An 18,671-nucleotide genomic window follows, 5' to 3' on the forward strand; every position below is an offset into this window, starting at 1 on the left:
ACAAGCTCCTTTAGGTGTTAGTCAGTGCTGTTAGTAAATCAGGTGAAATATTCAAATTACCTATCTTGTTATCACCTTGTGTTAAGTTTTCTATTGCTTGGGCAATAAGCTGCTCTGGTGCCATGCCACTCATGCTCATTACTCTCAATTTATCAGTATCAATATTTTGATAAGCCTGCATTCGTACTTTTATTTTATATGCCTGTGCATCGCCACGAGATTTTTCATTGGCTGAATTAATTGAGACCAATTCTTCAAGTTGCTTTTCGTCTTCTATTTGGGCCGTGATATCCTCTTGGTTAATTTTAAATTGCTGGATTTTTCTTAATCTCTGCGCTTCTAAGCGTGATTCTTCAAGATCTTGTTCTTTCTTCTGAATTGCCTTTTCAGTTTCTAATTCAGACTCCTTAACGCTTTTTTCTTGCTCAATACTGGATAAACGTCTTGCATAAATAGCATTGTCAGCCTCTTTTAATAAGCTTTCTCTAATTTCAGCTTCGAGTGCTTTCCCTGTTTCAGGAGTTGGTTTAATTGATGTTAATGCAACATCAGTGATCTCTATGCCAAGACTTGCTATCGCTTCAGCACCATCTAGATCTTTTTTCAAATCGATTGTTAGTTCACGAGCACAAACTAGAGAATCTCTAAGTGATTTAGATTCAATATGATTTCGCAATAATACTTGAACAGCACGCTGAACACGCTCATCTATTTTATTAGGATCTTCTGATGTGTACTTACCTTTTGTATCAATAGTGAAGTTCAACATTTTTACTGCTTCATGAGGTTGTTCAATTCGATAAGTAACTTGTCCTTGCACTGTTAGCTCTTGAAAATCAGATGTTTGTAACCTGAAGACAAAAGGCAACTCTTTACTATTACTTGGTATAGCGACAAGTGAAGAGCTAGGAGCATAATAGAAAAAGTTTACACCGACTCCTTCTAACTTAATTTTTCCTTCTTTGAATAACATAAGGTGTGTTGAAGGATCTGCTTTTATATATTTAAATCCAAACATAATAATTTCCTTTTATAAATGTGTCACAGCGACACTATGATAAATATGTCTCAAAGACATTAAGTTGTCAAATATTATTTCTTATTTAATTTCATGACAGTTCTTGTTGATATAAAAGAAAAATTGATTTAATGTGTCACTAAGACATAAAGTTTACCTTGAATGAGTACGATGACAAACTCTTACGATATTAATGAATTTAAGAATCCCCTATTTACTGTTGATAGCGTGCTATTTACGGTAAAAGACGATGCCTTAAAAATTCTGATGGTTAAGCGAGCAAATGAGCCGTTTATCGGTAGTTGGGGTCTTCCAGGTGGTTTTGTCGATGTTGATTCAGATACCACAACAGATGTAACAGCGTTAAGAAAGTTGGAAGAAAAAACGAGTGTTGCACCTCAATATCTAGAACAGCTACAAGCCTTTTCTGGTATTGACCGTGATCCTAGGGGCTTTAGTGTAACCTTGGTTTACTTTGCCTTAATAGCAGCACAAGAAGTCTCATCACACATAGAAACCATTGATGACGTTCAATGGATCGATATTGATAAAATAAACAGTTTATCAATTGCCTTTGATCACAAGGTTATTATTGAACAAGCTAAAGAGCGTCTTCAACAAAAAGCACTTTATTCAATGGTACCCGTGTATTGTTTACCTGAGTATTTCACTGTGGGTCAGCTAAAGTCTGTTATTGAAACTATCATAGGGAAAACGATACAACGTAAAAGCTTAATTAGACGTATTGAATCGGCAGATATGTTTGAAACAATCGATGAAAAAGTCAAATCTGGTGGTCGTTTAGCTCAGCAATACAAAGTAAAACCTGGCGTTGACATCGTTAATTTTGAACGTAATCTGAGTACATAACGCAAGGAGAAAATATGATAGTTTATATCGACATGGATGATGTACTTTGTGATTATACCACTGCTTTTAATAACGCTATTGAAGAGACTCCAAGCATTGCCTTTCCGCAGTCCCAATATGGATTCTATGCTAATTTAGCTCCTATTACAGGCGCTATTGAGAGTGTAAAAAGACTCATGAAATCAGAAATATTTGATCCATATGTTCTTACTGCTCCTTCGATAAGAAACCCTTTTTCATATACTGAAAAACGGGTGTGGATAGAAAAGTATTTTGGGATAGAGTTTACGGAAAAGTTAATAATTAGCCCTAATAAGGGATTACTCAAAGGCGATATTTTAATTGATGACCTCATTTCAGGCAGAGGGCAAGAAAGCTTTGAAGGAAAAATTATTCAATTTGGCTCTGCTAATTATCCCGACTGGAAGACTGTGATTGCTCAACTTGAAAAGCATAACTATTAAAAAAATGGAATATTAATTAAAAGGAAGTACGTTGTGATTAAGTTTTTTTTTAAAATAATTGCTAGTTTTTTACTATTGCTTAGTCTACTCATTGCCTATATTTTTGTCGATTTTGATGACAATAGTCCGCAAAAACAAGAAAAATCGACAATCGTAAATGATATTACTCAGTTAAACCCCATCGAAGTTACTCGTATTATTCAACCAGAGTCCATCGAAGATATAGTTGATGCTATCCAGTCAAGTACAGGTCCTATCTCAATTGGTGGCGGGCGCTTTAGTCAAGGCGGACAAATTGCATACCCAGATAGTATTCATTTAGATATGCGAGCTTTTAATAAAGTATTAGCATTCGATGCAACTAAAAAGCAAGTAACAGTGCAAAGTGGTATTACATGGCGAGACTTACAAGAAGTTATTGATACCGAAAACCTCTCCATAAAAATAATGCAAACGTACGCAAACTTTACTGTTGGTGGCTCTTTGAGTGTAAATGTTCATGGCCGTTATATTGGAGAAGGCCCAATTATTAGGTCTGTTGAGTCGATAAAATTAATCAAAGCTAACGGTGAAATCGTCAATGCTTCCCTAACAGAGAATTCAACACTGTTTTATGGGGCAATTGGTGGGTATGGAGGTATAGCTGTTATCGCAGAAGTTACCTTAAATCTGGTAGATAACGTAAAAGTTAAACGTTATACCGAGAAGATGAGTGTGCAAAACTATAAGACATATTTCTCGGATAACATACGACAGGATCAAAATGTTATTTTCCATAACGCTGATATATACCCACCAAACTTTACCGATGTGCGTAGCGTTAGTTGGCTAAATACTAATGAATCCTTAACCGAAGAAGAAAGGCTAATCCCCAAGAATAAAGAATATACCTGGCAACCTAAAGTGGCAAAGTTTGTAGCCGACTCAAACTTTGGTAAATGGATGCGACAGCATGTCTTCGAGCCGATTCTCTATAACTTTGATGCGGTGCAATGGCGAAATTATGAAGCCAGTTATGATGTTAATGAACTTGAGCCTTCTAATCGGTCATCGAATACTTATGCCCTTAGGGAGTACTTTGTACCTGTTGAAAGCTTTGACAGCTTTGCGATTAAAATGGCGGACATTTTCAAAAAACATCAGGCCAATATTATCAACGTTTCGATTCGCCATGCTCTGCCAGATAGCGGTTCATTATTAGCTTGGGCGAAAACAGAAGTATTTGCGTTTGTTGTCTATTATCGCCAAGAAACTAGTGAGGCGGCACAACAAGAAGTGAAGCTTTGGAGCCAAGAAATAATTGATGCTGTTATTGAAGAAAATGGTGCTTATTATTTGCCATATCAACTCCATGCATCAACAGAACAATTTGTTAAAGCCTACCCTAGAGCGAGTGAATTTTTTGAATTAAAAGGAAAAGTAGACCCTGATTATCGGTTCAGAAATAAACTCTGGCAACAACACTACAAAGCAAATAATAAGCAGCATGATGGTTCAACCGATGAATAAACTGATGCATGGCTTTGAATTAGTAAAACAGTTTATTTCACCTGAAATAGTTCAAACATTTATTGATGAAATAACAACTTCGAATGAACTTAAATCTCCTCATGGTATTCGTAATGCAGAGAAGAAATTTGATTGTATTGCCAAACTTGCTAATTCAGAGAAGATTATAGCTCAAGCAAGGTCTATTTTAGGTGAAGAGCCACAGTTAGTCAGAGCAATACTTTTTGATAAAAACCCTGAAAAAAACTGGTTAGTCAGTTGGCATCAAGATAAAACAGTTTCGGTGAATAAAAAACATCACATTGATGGTTGGGGTCCTTGGAGCCTAAAAGATAATACGCATCATGTGCAACCTAATGAGTCCGTGTTAAATGACATGGTGTCTTTTCGAATTCATCTTGATGATAGCAACGCAGATAACGGGTGTTTAAAAGTTATAGCTAATAGTCATCTTCATGGTGTATTAAAGCAAGCTGACATTGATGCCTTAGTCGAAGAATCTGAATTTATTGAATGTGAGGTAAATGCTGGTGATATGTTAATTATGAGACCATTAATATTACATGCTTCAAGTAAGGCTATCAACCCAAGTCATCGAAGAGTAATTCATCTAGAGTTTAGTGGCTATCCGCTACCAGATAGTCTTAGCTGGGAATAAAAAGGTCTATATTTTGAAACTAGTATTATTACCGGGAATGGATGGAACAGGAGAGCTATTTGAGGAGTTCTTGTCATACTATGATGGTGAACATCTAGTTATTTCCTTGCCACAAAACTGTCCTCAAGATCATTTGTCTTTAGCTAAATCATTAGACAAACAATTGCCAAAAGAAGACTATATCTTGCTAGCCGAATCGTTTTCGGGTGGCATAGTTCCAGAGTTACTTAAGCAAGATCTTACTAATATGAAAGGTGTTATATTTGTAGCTAGCTTTCTAAGTTGTCCTAATAGATATCTACTACCGATAGCTAAGATTTTGCCAATAAAAGCGCTAGCTTCAGCCCCATTATCTCAAATTGGCCATAAGTTCTTATTACTTGGCCAAGGTGCATCAAAAGCACTATTGTCAAAATTTATAAAAGTAACTAAATCAATCCCAGATCATATTTTAAAAAGTAGATTAGCTGTGATGAACCTACAAAAACTGCCTTTGGCTACCTTTGATGTGCCTACCGTTTATATTCAAGCACTTTCAGATAGGCTTATATCACCTGGAAAAAGCCGAGAGCTTAGCAATGTATTTAGAAATATTGAGTACATAGAAATTGATGGGCCTCACTTTCTATTACAAGCAAAACCGAAAGAGTCCTCACAAGCAGTTGCTAAAGCCGCAGTATTAATTATGAATAATCAAGGGAGTTCATAATGCCATTCACGCCAATACACATGGGACCTGGAATCCTAATTAAATCATTACTGCAAGGCAGTTTTAGTTTAATGGTATTTGGCTGGACTCAAATTGTTATGGATATTCAACCACTCATCGTTTTGATTTCGGGCGAAGGTCACTTACATGGTTTTACCCACACTTATGTTGGCGCAATATTAATTGCCATTTTTGCAGCGTTGACTGGTAAATATTTATCAGAACTTGGCTTGAAGATGCTTAAAATTTCTAAAACTAACAATCTAATATCTATTGCTTGGTGGGTGGTGTTTTTAAGTGCTTTTATCGGCAGCTTTAGTCATGTTTTACTTGATAGTATTATGCATTCTGATGTTGAGCCATTCTTCCCTTTTACATTAGATAATAAGTTCTTAGGGTTAATTTCGGTATCGATGTTACACAAGGTATGTCTATATAGCGGTTTAGTTGGAGCAGCTATTTACTTCGGAGTAAATTGGCGATTAAAGGGAAAAGCTAAGTGAAAAAAGTTGTAGTCCTTGGTGGATATGGAAATTTTGTAAATGAATCGTTGAAAACCTTAACGTGCTGAAGATGTTAAATTTTTGTTATAAAAGCTCATAAAGTTATTCTAAAACAATAAATATCCCATACCCACATAAAAAGTATTGCTATTTCATGGGTATATGGCATATATGTACTAATAGAAATTAGTTTTTAACGTTGAAAGGAATCGCGTTTTGAGGGATAAGGAAAAAATTGCATTATTTATTGACGCTGATAATGCCCCCGCTGTAAAAATAGACATCATACTTTCTGAGCTTGCTCGATATGGCGTAGTTAATATTAGAAGAGCCTATGGTAATTGGAAAAGCCCTTGCATCAAGCCTTGGGAAGATGTCCTTCATGAATATGCAATTCAGCCCATCCAACAATTTGATTTGACCAAGGGGAAAAATGCCACTGATATTGCCCTTGTTATTGATGCCATGGATATCCTCTATACCAAAGATGTAGATACTATCTGCCTTGTTTCCTCTGATTGTGATTTTACTCCCCTTGTTACACGTGCCCTTGCTGATGGAAAGTTTGTCATTGGCTTTGGTGAACGTAAAGCGCCAAAGGCTTTCGTTAATAGCTGTTCCAAATTTTTGTTTCTTGATGATATCGAAACAGAAGAAAAACCTATCCAAAAGAAAAAACCAAGTATTAAAAGCGACACGAAGCTTATTAATATGCTTCGTCAGGCTGTCGATGCAGCCGAAGAAGGTGACGGTTGGGCGCAATTAGGTCCTATTGGAAAACATATTTCTAACCATGCCTCGTTTGACCAACGAAATTATGGTTTTAAAAAATTGAGTGATTTGTTTGCTGCAATCGATTTATTTGAAATGAAACAAACCCACGGCTCAGCAACATGGGTGAGAGATAAACGTAAGCATAAAACTCAAAATAATGATTAGTAATTCGTACAAATCTCAACATTCTAAATACAAAGGTTTAATTATAATTAAGCCATATGTTATTGGCTTTATATAAAGTAGGAAATTCAATGGAAAATTTAGGAATTAATGCAGAAATAGCTAAAGTTTACTCTTTTGCATTTCAACAAAATCAATATCCACTTATAACATCCCTTGAGTTGAATTCTTCTAAAGTAATTACACCTGAAAATCCTCACAAAAAGCATACAGATTTAAAACTTGTTTTAACTTCTGATCCTGAAGTATTTTCTCCTGAAGAATGGCACGTGGACTCACTTGTGGCAGGTCACTCACTTTTATTACAAAAACGACTTTTAAAAATATCAAATGAATATTTAGATGCATTGACTGAGCAAATTGAAATTAACTTGAATTTCACTCTATATAGTTCTGATGAAGTATTATCAAAACAATCGTATCAAACTAATTTACTGCCAAAAAACTTCTGGGGTGGCGAAGAACGAATGGCTGAACTGTTAGCCGCTTTTTCTACCCCTAACGCAAATTATATTGCGGAACTTGTAAAAAAATCGTCAGATGTAATGAAATCCGCAGGGTACGAGTCCAAATTAGATGGTTATCAATCAGAAACGAGGGAAAGACCCTACTTGATGGCGGCAGCATTATGGAATGTGATCTCAAATGAATCTATAGCCTACGTTAATCCACCAGCTAGCTTCGCTTATGAAGGGCAACGTATTAGGTTACCAAATGATATTAAAACCCTTAAAACAGGTGCATGTTTAGATTTGTCATTATTGTTTGCAGCTTGTCTGGAGCACATAGGGCTAAATTCAATAATAGCCATAACTGATGAGCATGCGTGTTGTGGCCTCTGGTTAATCAATGAATGCTTTCCTTTATTGACTAATGACGACTCAATGGACATTCGTAAACGAATAGCATCTAAAGACATAGTGCTATTTGAAACTACATTGGCTACTTCTGATTCACCTATTACTTTTGGTCAAGCAATAGAATATGCAGACCAGATAATTTCAGAGGATTCAGAAGATACATTTGTGTATGCAATAGATTTAACACAAGCAAGAAAAAGACAAATTAAACCTATTCCGACCATTGGCGATAGTAGTATTGAAGTAGAAAACAATGAAGCAGAAACTGCCATTCAAATTTTACCTGTTGCTCCAGCATTACCGCCAGTTAGAAAAGAAGAGCTTCCTGTTGCTGATACCCCTGATGGACGCGTTGAACAATGGCAAAGAAAACTACTTGATCTTACAAAACGAAATAGGCTATTAAATTTATCAAAAACGGCTGTAGCTATTAAGTTATTTTGTCCCGATATTGCGCTTTTAGAGGATGAATTAGCATCGAATCAAAGTTTTAATTTTATTACCGCTGGCGATACTCCTTATGCAAATGACGCACGAGATAAAGAACTTTTTAAATTCAAAGTTGGGAATGATTTACAAACAGAGTTTGCGAAAGAACAATTAAAAAGTAATACCTTAATTGCCAATGACTCCTCTAAAAAATTAGAGAAAAACTTACTTTCTTTATATCGAAAATCAAAAACAGACATAGAAGAAGGAGGCTCTAATACGCTTTTTCTTGCTGTTGGTATGTTGAAATGGAAAGAAACACCTGACAGCGATAGAACCTACCAAGCGCCATTAATTCTTTTGCCTGCGGAGTTAAAAAGAAGTAGTGCACGTTCAAAAATAAAAATTAAGCAACGTGATGGTGAAGACCCTATATTCAATGCTACTTTGATTGAGTTTTTACAAAATGATTATGAAGTTGATTTATCCCAATTTAACGAAGTACTGCCGACAGATGAAAGTGGTATTGATGTAGATTTAATTTGGTCTGTTGTCAGAGAAAAAATAAAAGATATTAAAGGGTTTGAGGTCGTAGAAGAACTTACTTTAAGTACATTTTCATTTGCCAAGTATTTAATGTGGAAAGACTTAAAAGACAGAGTTAACGATTTAAAATCTAATCCCTTTGTTGAGCACTTAGTCGAAAACCCTCAAAAAACATATGAACAAGATGTTCAATTTAAAGATCAAAATGACATAGATAATACGCTAAAACCTTCAGATGTTTTTGCCCCTTTAAATGCTGATAGTTCTCAGTTAGTCGCTATAGATGCATCAACAAAAGCCCAAGACTTTGTTTTAGAAGGCCCCCCAGGTACTGGCAAATCAGAAACCATAGCAAATATTATTTGCCATAATTTAGCTAAAGGTAAAAAAGTTTTATTTGTCGCAGAAAAAATGGCAGCATTGAATGTTGTATATAGCCGCCTTCATAAGATTGGTTTAGATCACTTATGCTTAGAGCTTCATAGTAATAAAGCTAATAAACGAGCAATATTAGAGCAACTGAAAAAATCATGGACCACACGAGAAACTGCTTCTAGTAGTGAATGGAATGACAATGCGGATAAACTGTTTAACATACGAAAAAGTTTAAATGCATACGTTAATGAACTTCATCAAGAATCGCCCTTAGGTATAACACCAAGGCAGGCTATATCAAGGTTTGTTCGTTATAAAGATATAACAAAAGTAGACTTAGGCTGGGGCCACTCTTTTGAAAACTCACCTGTTGACTCAAAGGAAGATTTGGATGATTTATATGAAACAGCTAAAACACTAGGTTTAGCCTTTTCAGATATAGAGGATTTAAACCTTTCAGATATATCCATTGTTCAAAACACCGACTGGTCAAATGCTTGGCAATCAGAATTAATTTCAACCATTAAAACAGTGAGAAACTCATCACAAGTAATTAGCAAACACTTTGGGGAGTTGGTTGAGTTATTACAGTTAGCAGAGTTAAATGAATACAACGAAAACTATGCAGAATTATATCATTTAGTCACCTTCCTAATTAAACAAAAAGACACTCGATTAAGCTTTATTTATAAGCCAAGTGCTAGAGATGAGTTAGAAAAGCTAGATTCATTAGCAGAATTTAAAGGCGTAATAGATGAACAAGTGAGAAGTTCGAAATTAACATTCTCACTAGACACAATATCTAGTCATCCTACCTCAGATTGGCTTAAATCATTTCAAATAGCACAACAAAAAATTTGGCCATTGAAATGGTTTGCCAAAAGAAAAGTCATAAAAACGTTAAGTGCTGTTGGTGTGTACGGTGAAATAACACTTGAAGAATTATCGTTATTAGATGAAATCAATCGTATCGCTAAAAAAGTTACTGAGAATATTAGTGACTTCGAACAAGATAAAATATGGCAAGGTTGGGATACTTCTAGTGAGCAATTAACTTCTAAATATCAGCAAGCTAAGGGATTGTTTGATATCACCAGGAAGGTAGCCGGAAGACTATCTAACCCATCTGCACTTATTAATAACTTGAATGAAAAAGTTGTAGATAACTTCGAATTCTACCAGTCATCCGCTTTAGCTGTAGCCTGTGATAATTATTCAAAAAGCTATTCTGAATTTAAAAATGATATTGATACTTTCATTACTCAAGGAGGGGATGTTCCAGCGGACAAAACGATAGGTGAATTTATTCACTCTTGTGATGAAGTTATTGCCTTAGAGCCAAAAATAAATGCTTGGTGTAACTGGCTTGAAGCTAAGAAGGTGGCAAGTAATAAAGGTCTCCATAATGTTATTACATGTTTGGAAGGTCGAGAAATCAAAGGCGAAGATACAGTACACCAAACAACTAATGCAGTATGTGCTTGGTTAGCGCCTATTCTTATTGACCGCTCTGATGCTTTAAGGACTTTTAGAACATCACAGCATGAAAATTTGATTGAAGAATTCAGAGATCTTGATGAGTTAGTCGCAAAAACAACAGCGGAATATATTTCGTCAATAGTAGCTTCAGGTACGCCAGATCCAAATTCACCTCAATCTCCTGCTGAGTATGGGGTTCTTTCCAGAGAGTTTAATAAAAAAAGTAATCATAAACCTATCAGGCAACTGATTAACGAAATGGGTGAAAACCTACTTCACCTTACACCATGTTTTATGATGTCACCGCTTTCTGTTTCTCAGTTTTTACCTGCACACTTTAATGCTTTTGATTTAGTAGTCTTTGATGAAGCCTCACAGATAACGGTTTGGGACGCTGTTGGAACAATTGCCAGAGGTAAAAATGTTATTATTGTTGGTGATCCTAAGCAGATGCCACCAACCAACTTCTTCTCAAAAAGCAGCACAGACGATTTAACTGATGAAGCAGATCTAGAAAGTATTTTAGATCAGGCATTATCAGCACGATTACCGCACCATCGTTTAACTGGTCATTATCGAAGCCGCCATGAAAGCTTGATTGCCTTTTCAAACAGTCACTATTATGAAAATTCTTTAGTAACATTCCCTTGTGCGGAAACTAAAGAAAGTGCTGTTAGCTTGCACAAAATAGATGGGCTGTATGCAAAAGGAAAAGAGCGAAATAATATTAAAGAAGCTAATGCTGTTGCTGATTATATTGTTGAAAGATTATCGGATAAACGTAAGAAATACACTATTGGTGTTGTTACGTTAAATTCAGAGCAGCAACGGTGCATAGAAGATTGTTTAGATGATCGTAGACGCAAGCATCCGCATCTAGAACCATTCTTCCAAGGTAATAAAAATTATGATCCTATTTTTATTAAAAACCTTGAGTCTGTTCAAGGTGATGAACGAGATATCATTATTATAAGTCTAGGGTATGGGCCTGTAGAGCCTTTAGCCAAGACAATGAGTATGAATTTTGGACCTCTTAATAAACAAGGAGGAGAAAGACGTCTAAATGTTGCAATTACTAGGGCGACCACTGAAATACATGTATTCGCTAGCTTTGATTATACAATGATCGATTTAAGCAGAACTAGTGCTCTTGCAGTGAAGCACCTTAAGTACTTTTTGGAATATGCAGAGAAAGGGCCTATTGCACTGCCGGAAACCGCAGAGGCAAATTATGGAGTTGACCAATTTGATAGTTACTTTGAGGAAAGTGTTGCCTTCGCCTTAAGAGAAAAGGGTTGGATAGTACAAACTCAAATAGGGGTCAGTAAATTTAGGATTGACCTCGGTGTGATCCATCCTGATAAACCAGGTCAATTTTTAGCTGGGATAGAGTGTGATGGCGCAACCTATCATGGTTCGCCTGCCGCAAGGGATAGAGATCGTGTCAGGCATTTAATATTAGAAAATCTTGGTTGGAAATTATTGCGAATATGGTCAACCGATTACTTTATTGATGAAAATTCAATTATAGAAAAAATCCATGACCAACTAAATGAACTCTTAGCTTTAGATTTAGCTCAAGAAGAAGAGGAAGATGAGTTAGAAGATATAACTCTAATTGAGCCTGAAGAGGTCGAAGAAGAAAGTAGTGTGACAAATATTAATCCTGATAAGTATTTTCATGATAGTTACAAAATAGCCTTAGAAGGTATGGCTAAAGAAATCTTACATGAGAAAAGTGCAATATCTCTGCATGAGTTGGCATCTGATATTGGTTGGAAACACAATTTAGCAAGAACAACTAAAAAGCAACTCGACCACATTGAGTCAATTATTAGTCCATGGGCTGGAATTGCTAAACATGACTCAGGAGAAGTAACCGTATGGAAATCTACAGAAGATATTGAAGGTTTAGTGCAGTGGCGTGGTATGAATGCTTTTGGTATCCCTAGGGAGTGGAATACCATCGCTTACCCTGAAAGGCTTGGTTTAGTTCAAGATGCACTAGAAAAGTCGCCTAATGACCCCGTTGATCATATTTTTAATGAGTTCAGTTTAAACAGGCGGACAAAGAGCACTACAAATAAGTTTGAGTCTTGGGTTCAGGAATATCAATCATCGATAGTTGAATAGTTAGGATTTAGTAAATGGATTTATCAATTTATCTCAACATGATATTCAATGCCGCGTGGTATTTGATACCAATATTCATATTTGCTGTCATTATAAAGTCAGCATGGTTTAAAGGTGTACTCGGTGAATGGCAAGTAAACTTACTCATCAAGTTTTTCTTAGATAAAAATGAATATCATCTTATAAAAAACGTAACACTGCCTACAGACGATGGAACTACTCAGATAGACCACATCATCGTATCAAAATACGGAATTTTTGTTGTTGAAACAAAGAACATGAAAGGTTGGATTTTTGGTAGTGCTAATCAGAAGCAATGGACGCAGAAAATATTCAAACACACCTCTAAATTTCAAAACCCTTTGCATCAAAACTATAAACATGTCAAAACGTTAGAAGATCTTCTCTTAACAGGATGTAAAGCAAAGAATGATTGTATTTTTTCCGTCATTATCTTTATTGGTGATAGTATTTTTAAAACCAAAATGCCTCATAACGTAAGGTTTGCGAGAGGCGGTATTGAATATATTAAGAGTAAACGTGACATTCTCTTTAGTGAAGATGAAGTAGTAGACATTATTAAACAAATCGAAAGTGATCGGTTACAAAGAAGTTTTAAAACTAACCGTCAACACGTTGAACATGTCAAAGAAATAGTAAAGGAGAAGTCTGATACTAAATCTTGCTCAAGATGCAACTCGGATATGGTATTGCGAAAAGCCACTAAAGGTAAAAACGTAGGCAATGAGTTTTGGGGATGCACTGCGTTTCCAAAATGCAGAAATGTGATTGAACAAAGTTAGACTTTAATATGTAAGTATTTATGAACCCTGTGAAGTTTATAGGGTTGTATAGCAAGTAAGTATTTTTAGAGGTTACAAAATATTATTTTTCATAGATAGAGTTAGGTAGTCATAAATTTAATGTATGAATCTACTTTCTTTACCCTCTAATAGGAATATATTTTTTGTTCATAAGTACTTGAAATAAAGTGTTTTTATTGCATTTTATTTTAGAGTTGTTTAAAATAAAGTAAGTTCACAGATAGTCGAGTCTTTGTAAATGGTAAAAGCTAAAAGAGCTGTAAAAAGGACAAAAGGTAGAAACCAAGCTAAGGCTACAAGGAATAACTTAAAAGTTAGCTTTGTAGAAGAAATTAATGGTTTGAAAAAAATAAAAAGTTTAGAAGGCTTCAAATCAGCTCTAGATAAAAAATTGTTAAACCCTATTTTTCAAGCTAATTTCTTTTACACTCCAGAGTTGTTTAGAGAGAACTTTAGGAAAGAGTCTTACGTTCTTAAAAGCTCCGATTTACTTAAAGAGCTTCATATATCAATAGTAAAAATAAATAAAAGCAAGAATATAATAAATCAATTTTCCAAAATTAAATTAGATTTTGAGCGTTTTGTTTTAAGTGGCCAAATCGAACAAGCTTCTGAATGTTTGGAATCAGTAAGAGATTTTTATGGCTTATCATATTGGTATATCGAAAATAAATTAGCGATATTAGTTAGGCAAGGTAGTAAATCGTTAATTACAGACTTTTATGATGAAGTGTCAACCGAAAAATTACGGCCTGTAGAAAAAAGGGACTTTGATCTTCTTTTTGACAAATCTTTAGAGACTATTCCGTCAGATAGAATCGACTTTTCACTTGATTCAATAATTGAAGGTTTATCACCTGAGTGCACTGATTATTCTACAATCGATTTCTTATTTCGTTTTAATCCAGCCAAAGTAAGTGATTTTGAAGCAATACTTAGATATTACGGACCATGTAATATTATAGATATATATTTAACCACAACGAGAATATTTTATACGTATTATGCAAATAAATTAATAAATGATGAAATATTGGATTCAATTTATAGCGTGATAGGTATTGAAGATGGTAAATGGCTAAATTTTATTTCCTTGTTAAAAGAAGATTTTAAAATTACAGATAGAGAAGAATCCTTTCTAGAAATTTGTGATGAATATATAAAAGGTAATTTTACAAAGGTTATAACATTAAGTGAATTAACTCTCAGGAAGTGGCCTGAAATGGTTACGATATATGAGTTTTATGCTAATTCACTTTATAATACTGGGGCTGAGTGTCAACTTAATCCTAGTGGTCTTTTATTTCAAATTATTGATACAGCTTTAATTTATATTGCGGCTCGTGGTGACTTGGATATAAACACACTTAATAAAACGTTTTATCAATATACGACTATAGATGCTAGTCAGTTCATAAACTTAATTAAATCTAAAAGTAATATTCTCACACAAAAGAAAACCTCTGAAACTATCTATAGATTTATGGATATTAGCTCTACTTCTGTTAATCCCTTCCGACAGTATTCTTTTAATGATGGATCTTTTTGTCATAAGCTATTGACCAATGAAAACTCCGATGAAGTAATCGAGTCATTACCTGAATATAGGGCTTTAAAAAGAAAGGCTGATCAGTTTTTTGAACAGAGAGATTATAAAAATGCGAATTTATTATATGAAAAGGTTACAACTCCTCCTCTACACTTTAAAGACGAGTTAATAATCAAGAAAATACTCTGTTCTCTTAAGTCTGGCAATATTGAAAGGGCTACCATAGAGCTTTGTGAAAAGTATTTTTCTAAAGATATCAATATGAGGAGGTTTCCCTGTAAAGAGTTTTTGCAGGAGCTGGAAAACTTCCCTGAAGAATTACCATGTCTAATTCAAATTACAATAGCAATTTATATATTAACTAAAGCCACTAATGGGGATATGCATACAGTAGCTTTGTACTTCGATGATTACATGGACGATAAATCAATAAGTTTTCCAAGTGAAATAATCCCTGATACAGCAGAAAAACGATTCCTACTTGAATTTGCTTTAAATACTGATGTCTTGGAAGGCATTCATATATGTCGAAAAATTTATGATGGTTCGAGTCACTTGATGTTCGACCGTGTACTTATTTTATCTAGCTTGCTTGACTCTGAACACGATGAGCAAAAAAAAGAGTTATTTAAAAATGAAATTAGCTTTCTAGGACACCAGTATGCGAAGAACTTTAGCTTGAAAGATTTAAGCCCCGGAAAGATTGAAGTTGACCGCGCAGTTTTGACAAGTATGGCACTAGAGAGCAATAAGGATTTATTTTCTAGTATATTGGTTTCTTTAGAGTCGGAACCACCTTTACCTGATTTTGATGAAACTGGAACATTTAAAGGCAATGAGAAAACCTCGCATAGAGGTTCGTTTACTTTTGCATATCAGTTGCTTCTTGATATTAGGGATTTATACACGTTGGATGGGTATTATGGTCTTGATTATTCTTTAAATACTGATATTAGGCATAATGGAATTGTCCCTGTTATAAGGTCTGTATTTGAGAAGCATAATTTAATTTCAAATAAAGTAGATGGAGAATATACTGATAATATCGAATTTGAGAGCCGATATAAAAGAGGTTTATCACCTTATTTTTATGAACAGTTTCAAGATGAACTTAAAGAATTCTCTGCATTTATAGATCTAAGAATCAATAATTTAAAAACACGTGCTATCAAGATAATTACAAATGATAATGATGATAAAGAACGTATTTTTAAATTTATAATTATAGAAGAAGATGTTAGTAAACTTCTTTCTCTTATTAGTGCTGGTAGTAGTTACGAAGATTGTATCAAATGGTGCTTTGATCATTTAGAAAACTTAACCGAAAAATCTATGGAGGTAGGTCGAGCACTTATTTTGAACGGTTTAGATTCCGAGTTCACTGGTAAATTGACTAAATTAAGTCAATCTTTAAATCGTATTGGTCGGGGCAACAAAGATTTCCTGGAAAGGATTACTTTAGTAAAAAATGATCTAAAAAATACATTAACGGAAGTTTCAGATTGGTTAGCCTTTTCTAAAAAAACAGGAGAAGACTTTACTCTAGAGTTCCCTATATATGAAGCTCAGTTGTTTGTTGAAAAGATATTTCCTAAAGTGAAAATCAATATTTCTATAAATAATGATGATGCTTCAGCCCTATATGATGGAAGAAGTTTAAAAAGCTTTATTAAAGCATTTATTATGCTAATTGAGAATGCAGCCAAAAGAAGACTTCATGATAGCAGGATTAATATAGCTATAGATATACTCCAAGAAGGTCAAAGTGTTGTTATAAATACTTCAAACTCAACAAAAAAAATTGATAAAGAAATTATCGAGAATATTAATCAAAATATTAATGGGTTAGATATAACTTCTGAAGCAAATAGAGAGAAAGGAAGTGGTTTATATAAGGTTAAAAAGATTTTTGATATTGATTTAAAAATAGAAAATAAAATTAAAATAATTACTCAGGCGAAAAAGTTTACAGTTTCCATTAAATATTTAAATAACTCACTTCTAGTGACACAAGGTTGAATATAAATGAAGGTTCTTATAGCGGAAGACAATGAGCTTAAACTAAAAAGTATTTTAGGGTTCCTTGAACGAGATCATTTTATTGTTGACTCGGATATCACTGTAGTGATGACACCAGATGACGCAATATTTGAAATAAAGAAAAGGTCGTTTGATTTTTTTATTTTAGATATGAGTCTTCCTGCTTTTGAGCAAGACATGAAAAAAATAAGGTCACTATCGGGTAAAAAGGTATTGATGACTATGAAGCATAAACGTCTAAAAACTAAGACTGTTGTTCTTACTCAATGGGATGTTTTTGGGCACCATGATGGTAGAGTTTCATTAAGTAATTTGAAGTCTGAATTACTAGATTCTTATTCATCGTTTTTATTAGATATTATTTTTTGGGAACCATCTTCAAATGAATGGAAAGAAAAAATAAGTCAGTATATCAAAGAGCTGTAGATGATAGATTTTTTAGTAATTGAAGACAACAATCCTAAATTTGAACAAATAGATAGTTTACTGAAAAGCAAAGTGAAAAGTGTATTTGTTAAGCGGGTTAAGTCCGTTGATTTAGGTATAGAACAACTTAAAACTAGACAATATGGTTTTGTCATTGTGGATTTGAACTTACCGCTAATGGAAGGTGGAAAGGCTGTAACTAATGGAGGGATTAACCTATTAAAGTGGATAAAGAAGAATCAAAAAAAAGGGAAATGCAAAGTACCTAGCAACATTATAGGCTTAACTGAGTTTCCTGACTTAATTGAAAAGTTCTCATCCGAATTAAATTTATGTAGAGTGTTTGCATATGAATATAAACTAAATGATGAAGATTGGAAAAATCAATTAATAGAGTGCATAGAAGAGTATTCTCTAAAACTTGACCAAGAAATGGTTAAAGTTGCTACAAAGAAAATTATTTATTCTGTACATGGAATAGAAACTAATGGTGAATGGCAAAAAGAGTTATCTAAAAATCTCAACCTAGACAGTGATGAATATATACACATATCACATGAATATAATTTTTTTCCTGTACTTTCATTTCTAATTCCTCCTTTGAGATGGCTTGAAGTTAGAAGGTTTAAAAAAGAGTTGGAATTTATGGCGGAAAAACATCCAGGTTGTTGTATATCTCTAATAGGTCATAGTTTCGGAACATACTTGATAGCTAAGTCTCTTAATAATATTTCACAAAGCTCAACTCCATATTTTGACCGTATAATTTTATGCGGTAGTGTTTTAAAAGCTAGTTATGATTGGGATGAAATAATTCGTAGACATAATATTAAAAGCATTTTAAATGATTGCGCACTTAATGATGGACCGTTAGTTATGAGCCAAGCAGTTGCAGTTGGTTTAGGGATGGCTGGCAGGGTAGGTTTTAAAAGAAAACATGGACAATTAATCGAAAATAGATTTTTTACTGGAGGGCATAGTGATTTTTTTAATCCTCAAGTATTTGGTCACTGGGAAAGATTTATCAAGAAAGGGGACGTTGTAAAAGTTAATGAAAAGCAACCTGTTACAATTATTGATAGTTTATGCGAGGCAATAATCTTATACAGTCCTTGGATTATTCTCATAATTTTAAGTTTATCGATTTATTATTACTTTTAATACCCAATGTTTTATATATTGGTTTATTAGTTAATCAATATATAAAACAAGTAACAATGAATATGAAAAACGAACTGCCTATCAATAATAAATAGAAAAAACTAGGTTAAATTATTAGAGTATGGGGTTTTGACGAAAAGATAAATTACTCAAATTAGTGC

13 protein-coding genes are annotated in these 18,671 nt (G+C 34.1%); 12 read left to right on the top strand and 1 reads right to left on the bottom strand.

Annotated elements, in window-relative coordinates; all coding sequences use genetic code 11:
- Positions 1-10 precede the first annotated feature (10 nt).
- Positions 11-1,018 carry an SPFH domain-containing protein gene (locus H4J73_RS05190; protein ID WP_182223173.1) on the bottom strand — a complete coding sequence of 336 codons (1,008 nt, stop codon included), beginning with the start codon at positions 1,016-1,018 and terminating at the stop codon, positions 11-13.
- A gap of 171 nt (positions 1,019-1,189) precedes the next feature.
- Between H4J73_RS05190 and H4J73_RS05195 the strand changes: the two genes are divergently transcribed.
- The 12 genes from H4J73_RS05195 to H4J73_RS05250 all read left to right on the top strand — a co-directional run bounded on the left by H4J73_RS05195 (position 1,190) and on the right by H4J73_RS05250 (position 18,510).
- Positions 1,190-1,888 carry an NrtR DNA-binding winged helix domain-containing protein gene (locus H4J73_RS05195; protein ID WP_182223174.1) on the top strand — a complete coding sequence of 233 codons (699 nt, stop codon included), beginning with the start codon at positions 1,190-1,192 and terminating at the stop codon, positions 1,886-1,888.
- A gap of 14 nt (positions 1,889-1,902) precedes the next feature.
- Positions 1,903-2,352 (top strand): 5' nucleotidase, NT5C type, encoded by a 450-nt coding sequence (locus tag H4J73_RS05200; protein WP_182223175.1) that lies wholly within the window; start codon positions 1,903-1,905, stop codon positions 2,350-2,352.
- Between the two features lie 33 nt (positions 2,353-2,385).
- Complete coding sequence (locus H4J73_RS05205) at positions 2,386-3,861, top strand: FAD-binding oxidoreductase (RefSeq protein WP_310649675.1); 1,476 nt, start codon at positions 2,386-2,388, stop codon at positions 3,859-3,861.
- Positions 3,854-4,519: a phytanoyl-CoA dioxygenase family protein gene (locus tag H4J73_RS05210; protein WP_182223176.1), complete on the top strand. Its 666-nt coding sequence runs from the start codon at positions 3,854-3,856 to the stop codon at positions 4,517-4,519. The genes H4J73_RS05205 and H4J73_RS05210 overlap by 8 nt, the downstream gene beginning before the upstream one ends.
- 13 nt (positions 4,520-4,532) lie before the next feature.
- The gene (locus tag H4J73_RS05215) at positions 4,533-5,228 is read left to right on the top strand and encodes a hypothetical protein (RefSeq protein ID WP_182223177.1); all 696 of its coding nucleotides are present in this window, start codon (positions 4,533-4,535) and stop codon (positions 5,226-5,228) included.
- Complete coding sequence (locus H4J73_RS05220; RefSeq protein ID WP_182223178.1) at positions 5,228-5,731, top strand: metal-dependent hydrolase; 504 nt, start codon at positions 5,228-5,230, stop codon at positions 5,729-5,731. The genes H4J73_RS05215 and H4J73_RS05220 overlap by 1 nt, the downstream gene beginning before the upstream one ends.
- 216 nt (positions 5,732-5,947) lie before the next feature.
- Positions 5,948-6,670 (top strand): NYN domain-containing protein, encoded by a 723-nt coding sequence (locus H4J73_RS05225; RefSeq protein WP_182223179.1) that lies wholly within the window; start codon positions 5,948-5,950, stop codon positions 6,668-6,670.
- 89 nt (positions 6,671-6,759) lie between these two features.
- Entirely contained in the window at positions 6,760-12,510 is a 5,751-nt protein-coding gene (locus H4J73_RS05230; protein ID WP_182223180.1) for a DUF4011 domain-containing protein, read from the top strand.
- Between the two features lie 14 nt (positions 12,511-12,524).
- Positions 12,525-13,313 (top strand): nuclease-related domain-containing protein, encoded by a 789-nt coding sequence (locus tag H4J73_RS05235; RefSeq protein ID WP_182223181.1) that lies wholly within the window; start codon positions 12,525-12,527, stop codon positions 13,311-13,313.
- A 259-nt stretch (positions 13,314-13,572) separates the two neighbouring features.
- Positions 13,573-16,902 carry a hypothetical protein gene (locus tag H4J73_RS05240; protein ID WP_182223182.1) on the top strand — a complete coding sequence of 1,110 codons (3,330 nt, stop codon included), beginning with the start codon at positions 13,573-13,575 and terminating at the stop codon, positions 16,900-16,902.
- Between the two features lie 6 nt (positions 16,903-16,908).
- On the top strand, positions 16,909-17,349 hold the full coding sequence (locus H4J73_RS05245; protein WP_182223183.1) for a response regulator: 441 nt from the start codon (positions 16,909-16,911) through the stop codon (positions 17,347-17,349).
- Entirely contained in the window at positions 17,350-18,510 is a 1,161-nt protein-coding gene (locus tag H4J73_RS05250) for a hypothetical protein (RefSeq protein ID WP_182223184.1), read from the top strand. It abuts the gene before it with no gap.
- Positions 18,511-18,671 lie beyond the last annotated feature (161 nt).

Origin of the sequence: Colwellia sp. MB3u-41 (assembly GCF_014076845.1) — a bacterium.
Lineage (GTDB): Bacteria > Pseudomonadota > Gammaproteobacteria > Enterobacterales > Alteromonadaceae > Colwellia_A.

Bases quoted from the DNA above. Each gene is read 5' to 3' on its own strand.
- H4J73_RS05190 (WP_182223173.1), bottom strand. From the start codon at position 1,018: ATGTTTGGATTTAAATATATAAAAGCAGATCCTTCAACACACCTTATG.
- H4J73_RS05195 (WP_182223174.1), top strand. From the start codon at position 1,190: ATGACAAACTCTTACGATATTAATGAATTTAAGAATCCCCTATTTACT.
- H4J73_RS05200 (WP_182223175.1), top strand. From the start codon at position 1,903: ATGATAGTTTATATCGACATGGATGATGTACTTTGTGATTATACCACT.
- H4J73_RS05210 (WP_182223176.1), top strand. From the start codon at position 3,854: ATGAATAAACTGATGCATGGCTTTGAATTAGTAAAACAGTTTATTTCA.
- H4J73_RS05220 (WP_182223178.1), top strand. From the start codon at position 5,228: ATGCCATTCACGCCAATACACATGGGACCTGGAATCCTAATTAAATCA.
- H4J73_RS05230 (WP_182223180.1), top strand. From the start codon at position 6,760: ATGGAAAATTTAGGAATTAATGCAGAAATAGCTAAAGTTTACTCTTTT.
- H4J73_RS05235 (WP_182223181.1), top strand. From the start codon at position 12,525: ATGGATTTATCAATTTATCTCAACATGATATTCAATGCCGCGTGGTAT.
- H4J73_RS05240 (WP_182223182.1), top strand. From the start codon at position 13,573: ATGGTAAAAGCTAAAAGAGCTGTAAAAAGGACAAAAGGTAGAAACCAA.
- H4J73_RS05245 (WP_182223183.1), top strand. From the start codon at position 16,909: ATGAAGGTTCTTATAGCGGAAGACAATGAGCTTAAACTAAAAAGTATT.
- H4J73_RS05250 (WP_182223184.1), top strand. From the start codon at position 17,350: ATGATAGATTTTTTAGTAATTGAAGACAACAATCCTAAATTTGAACAA.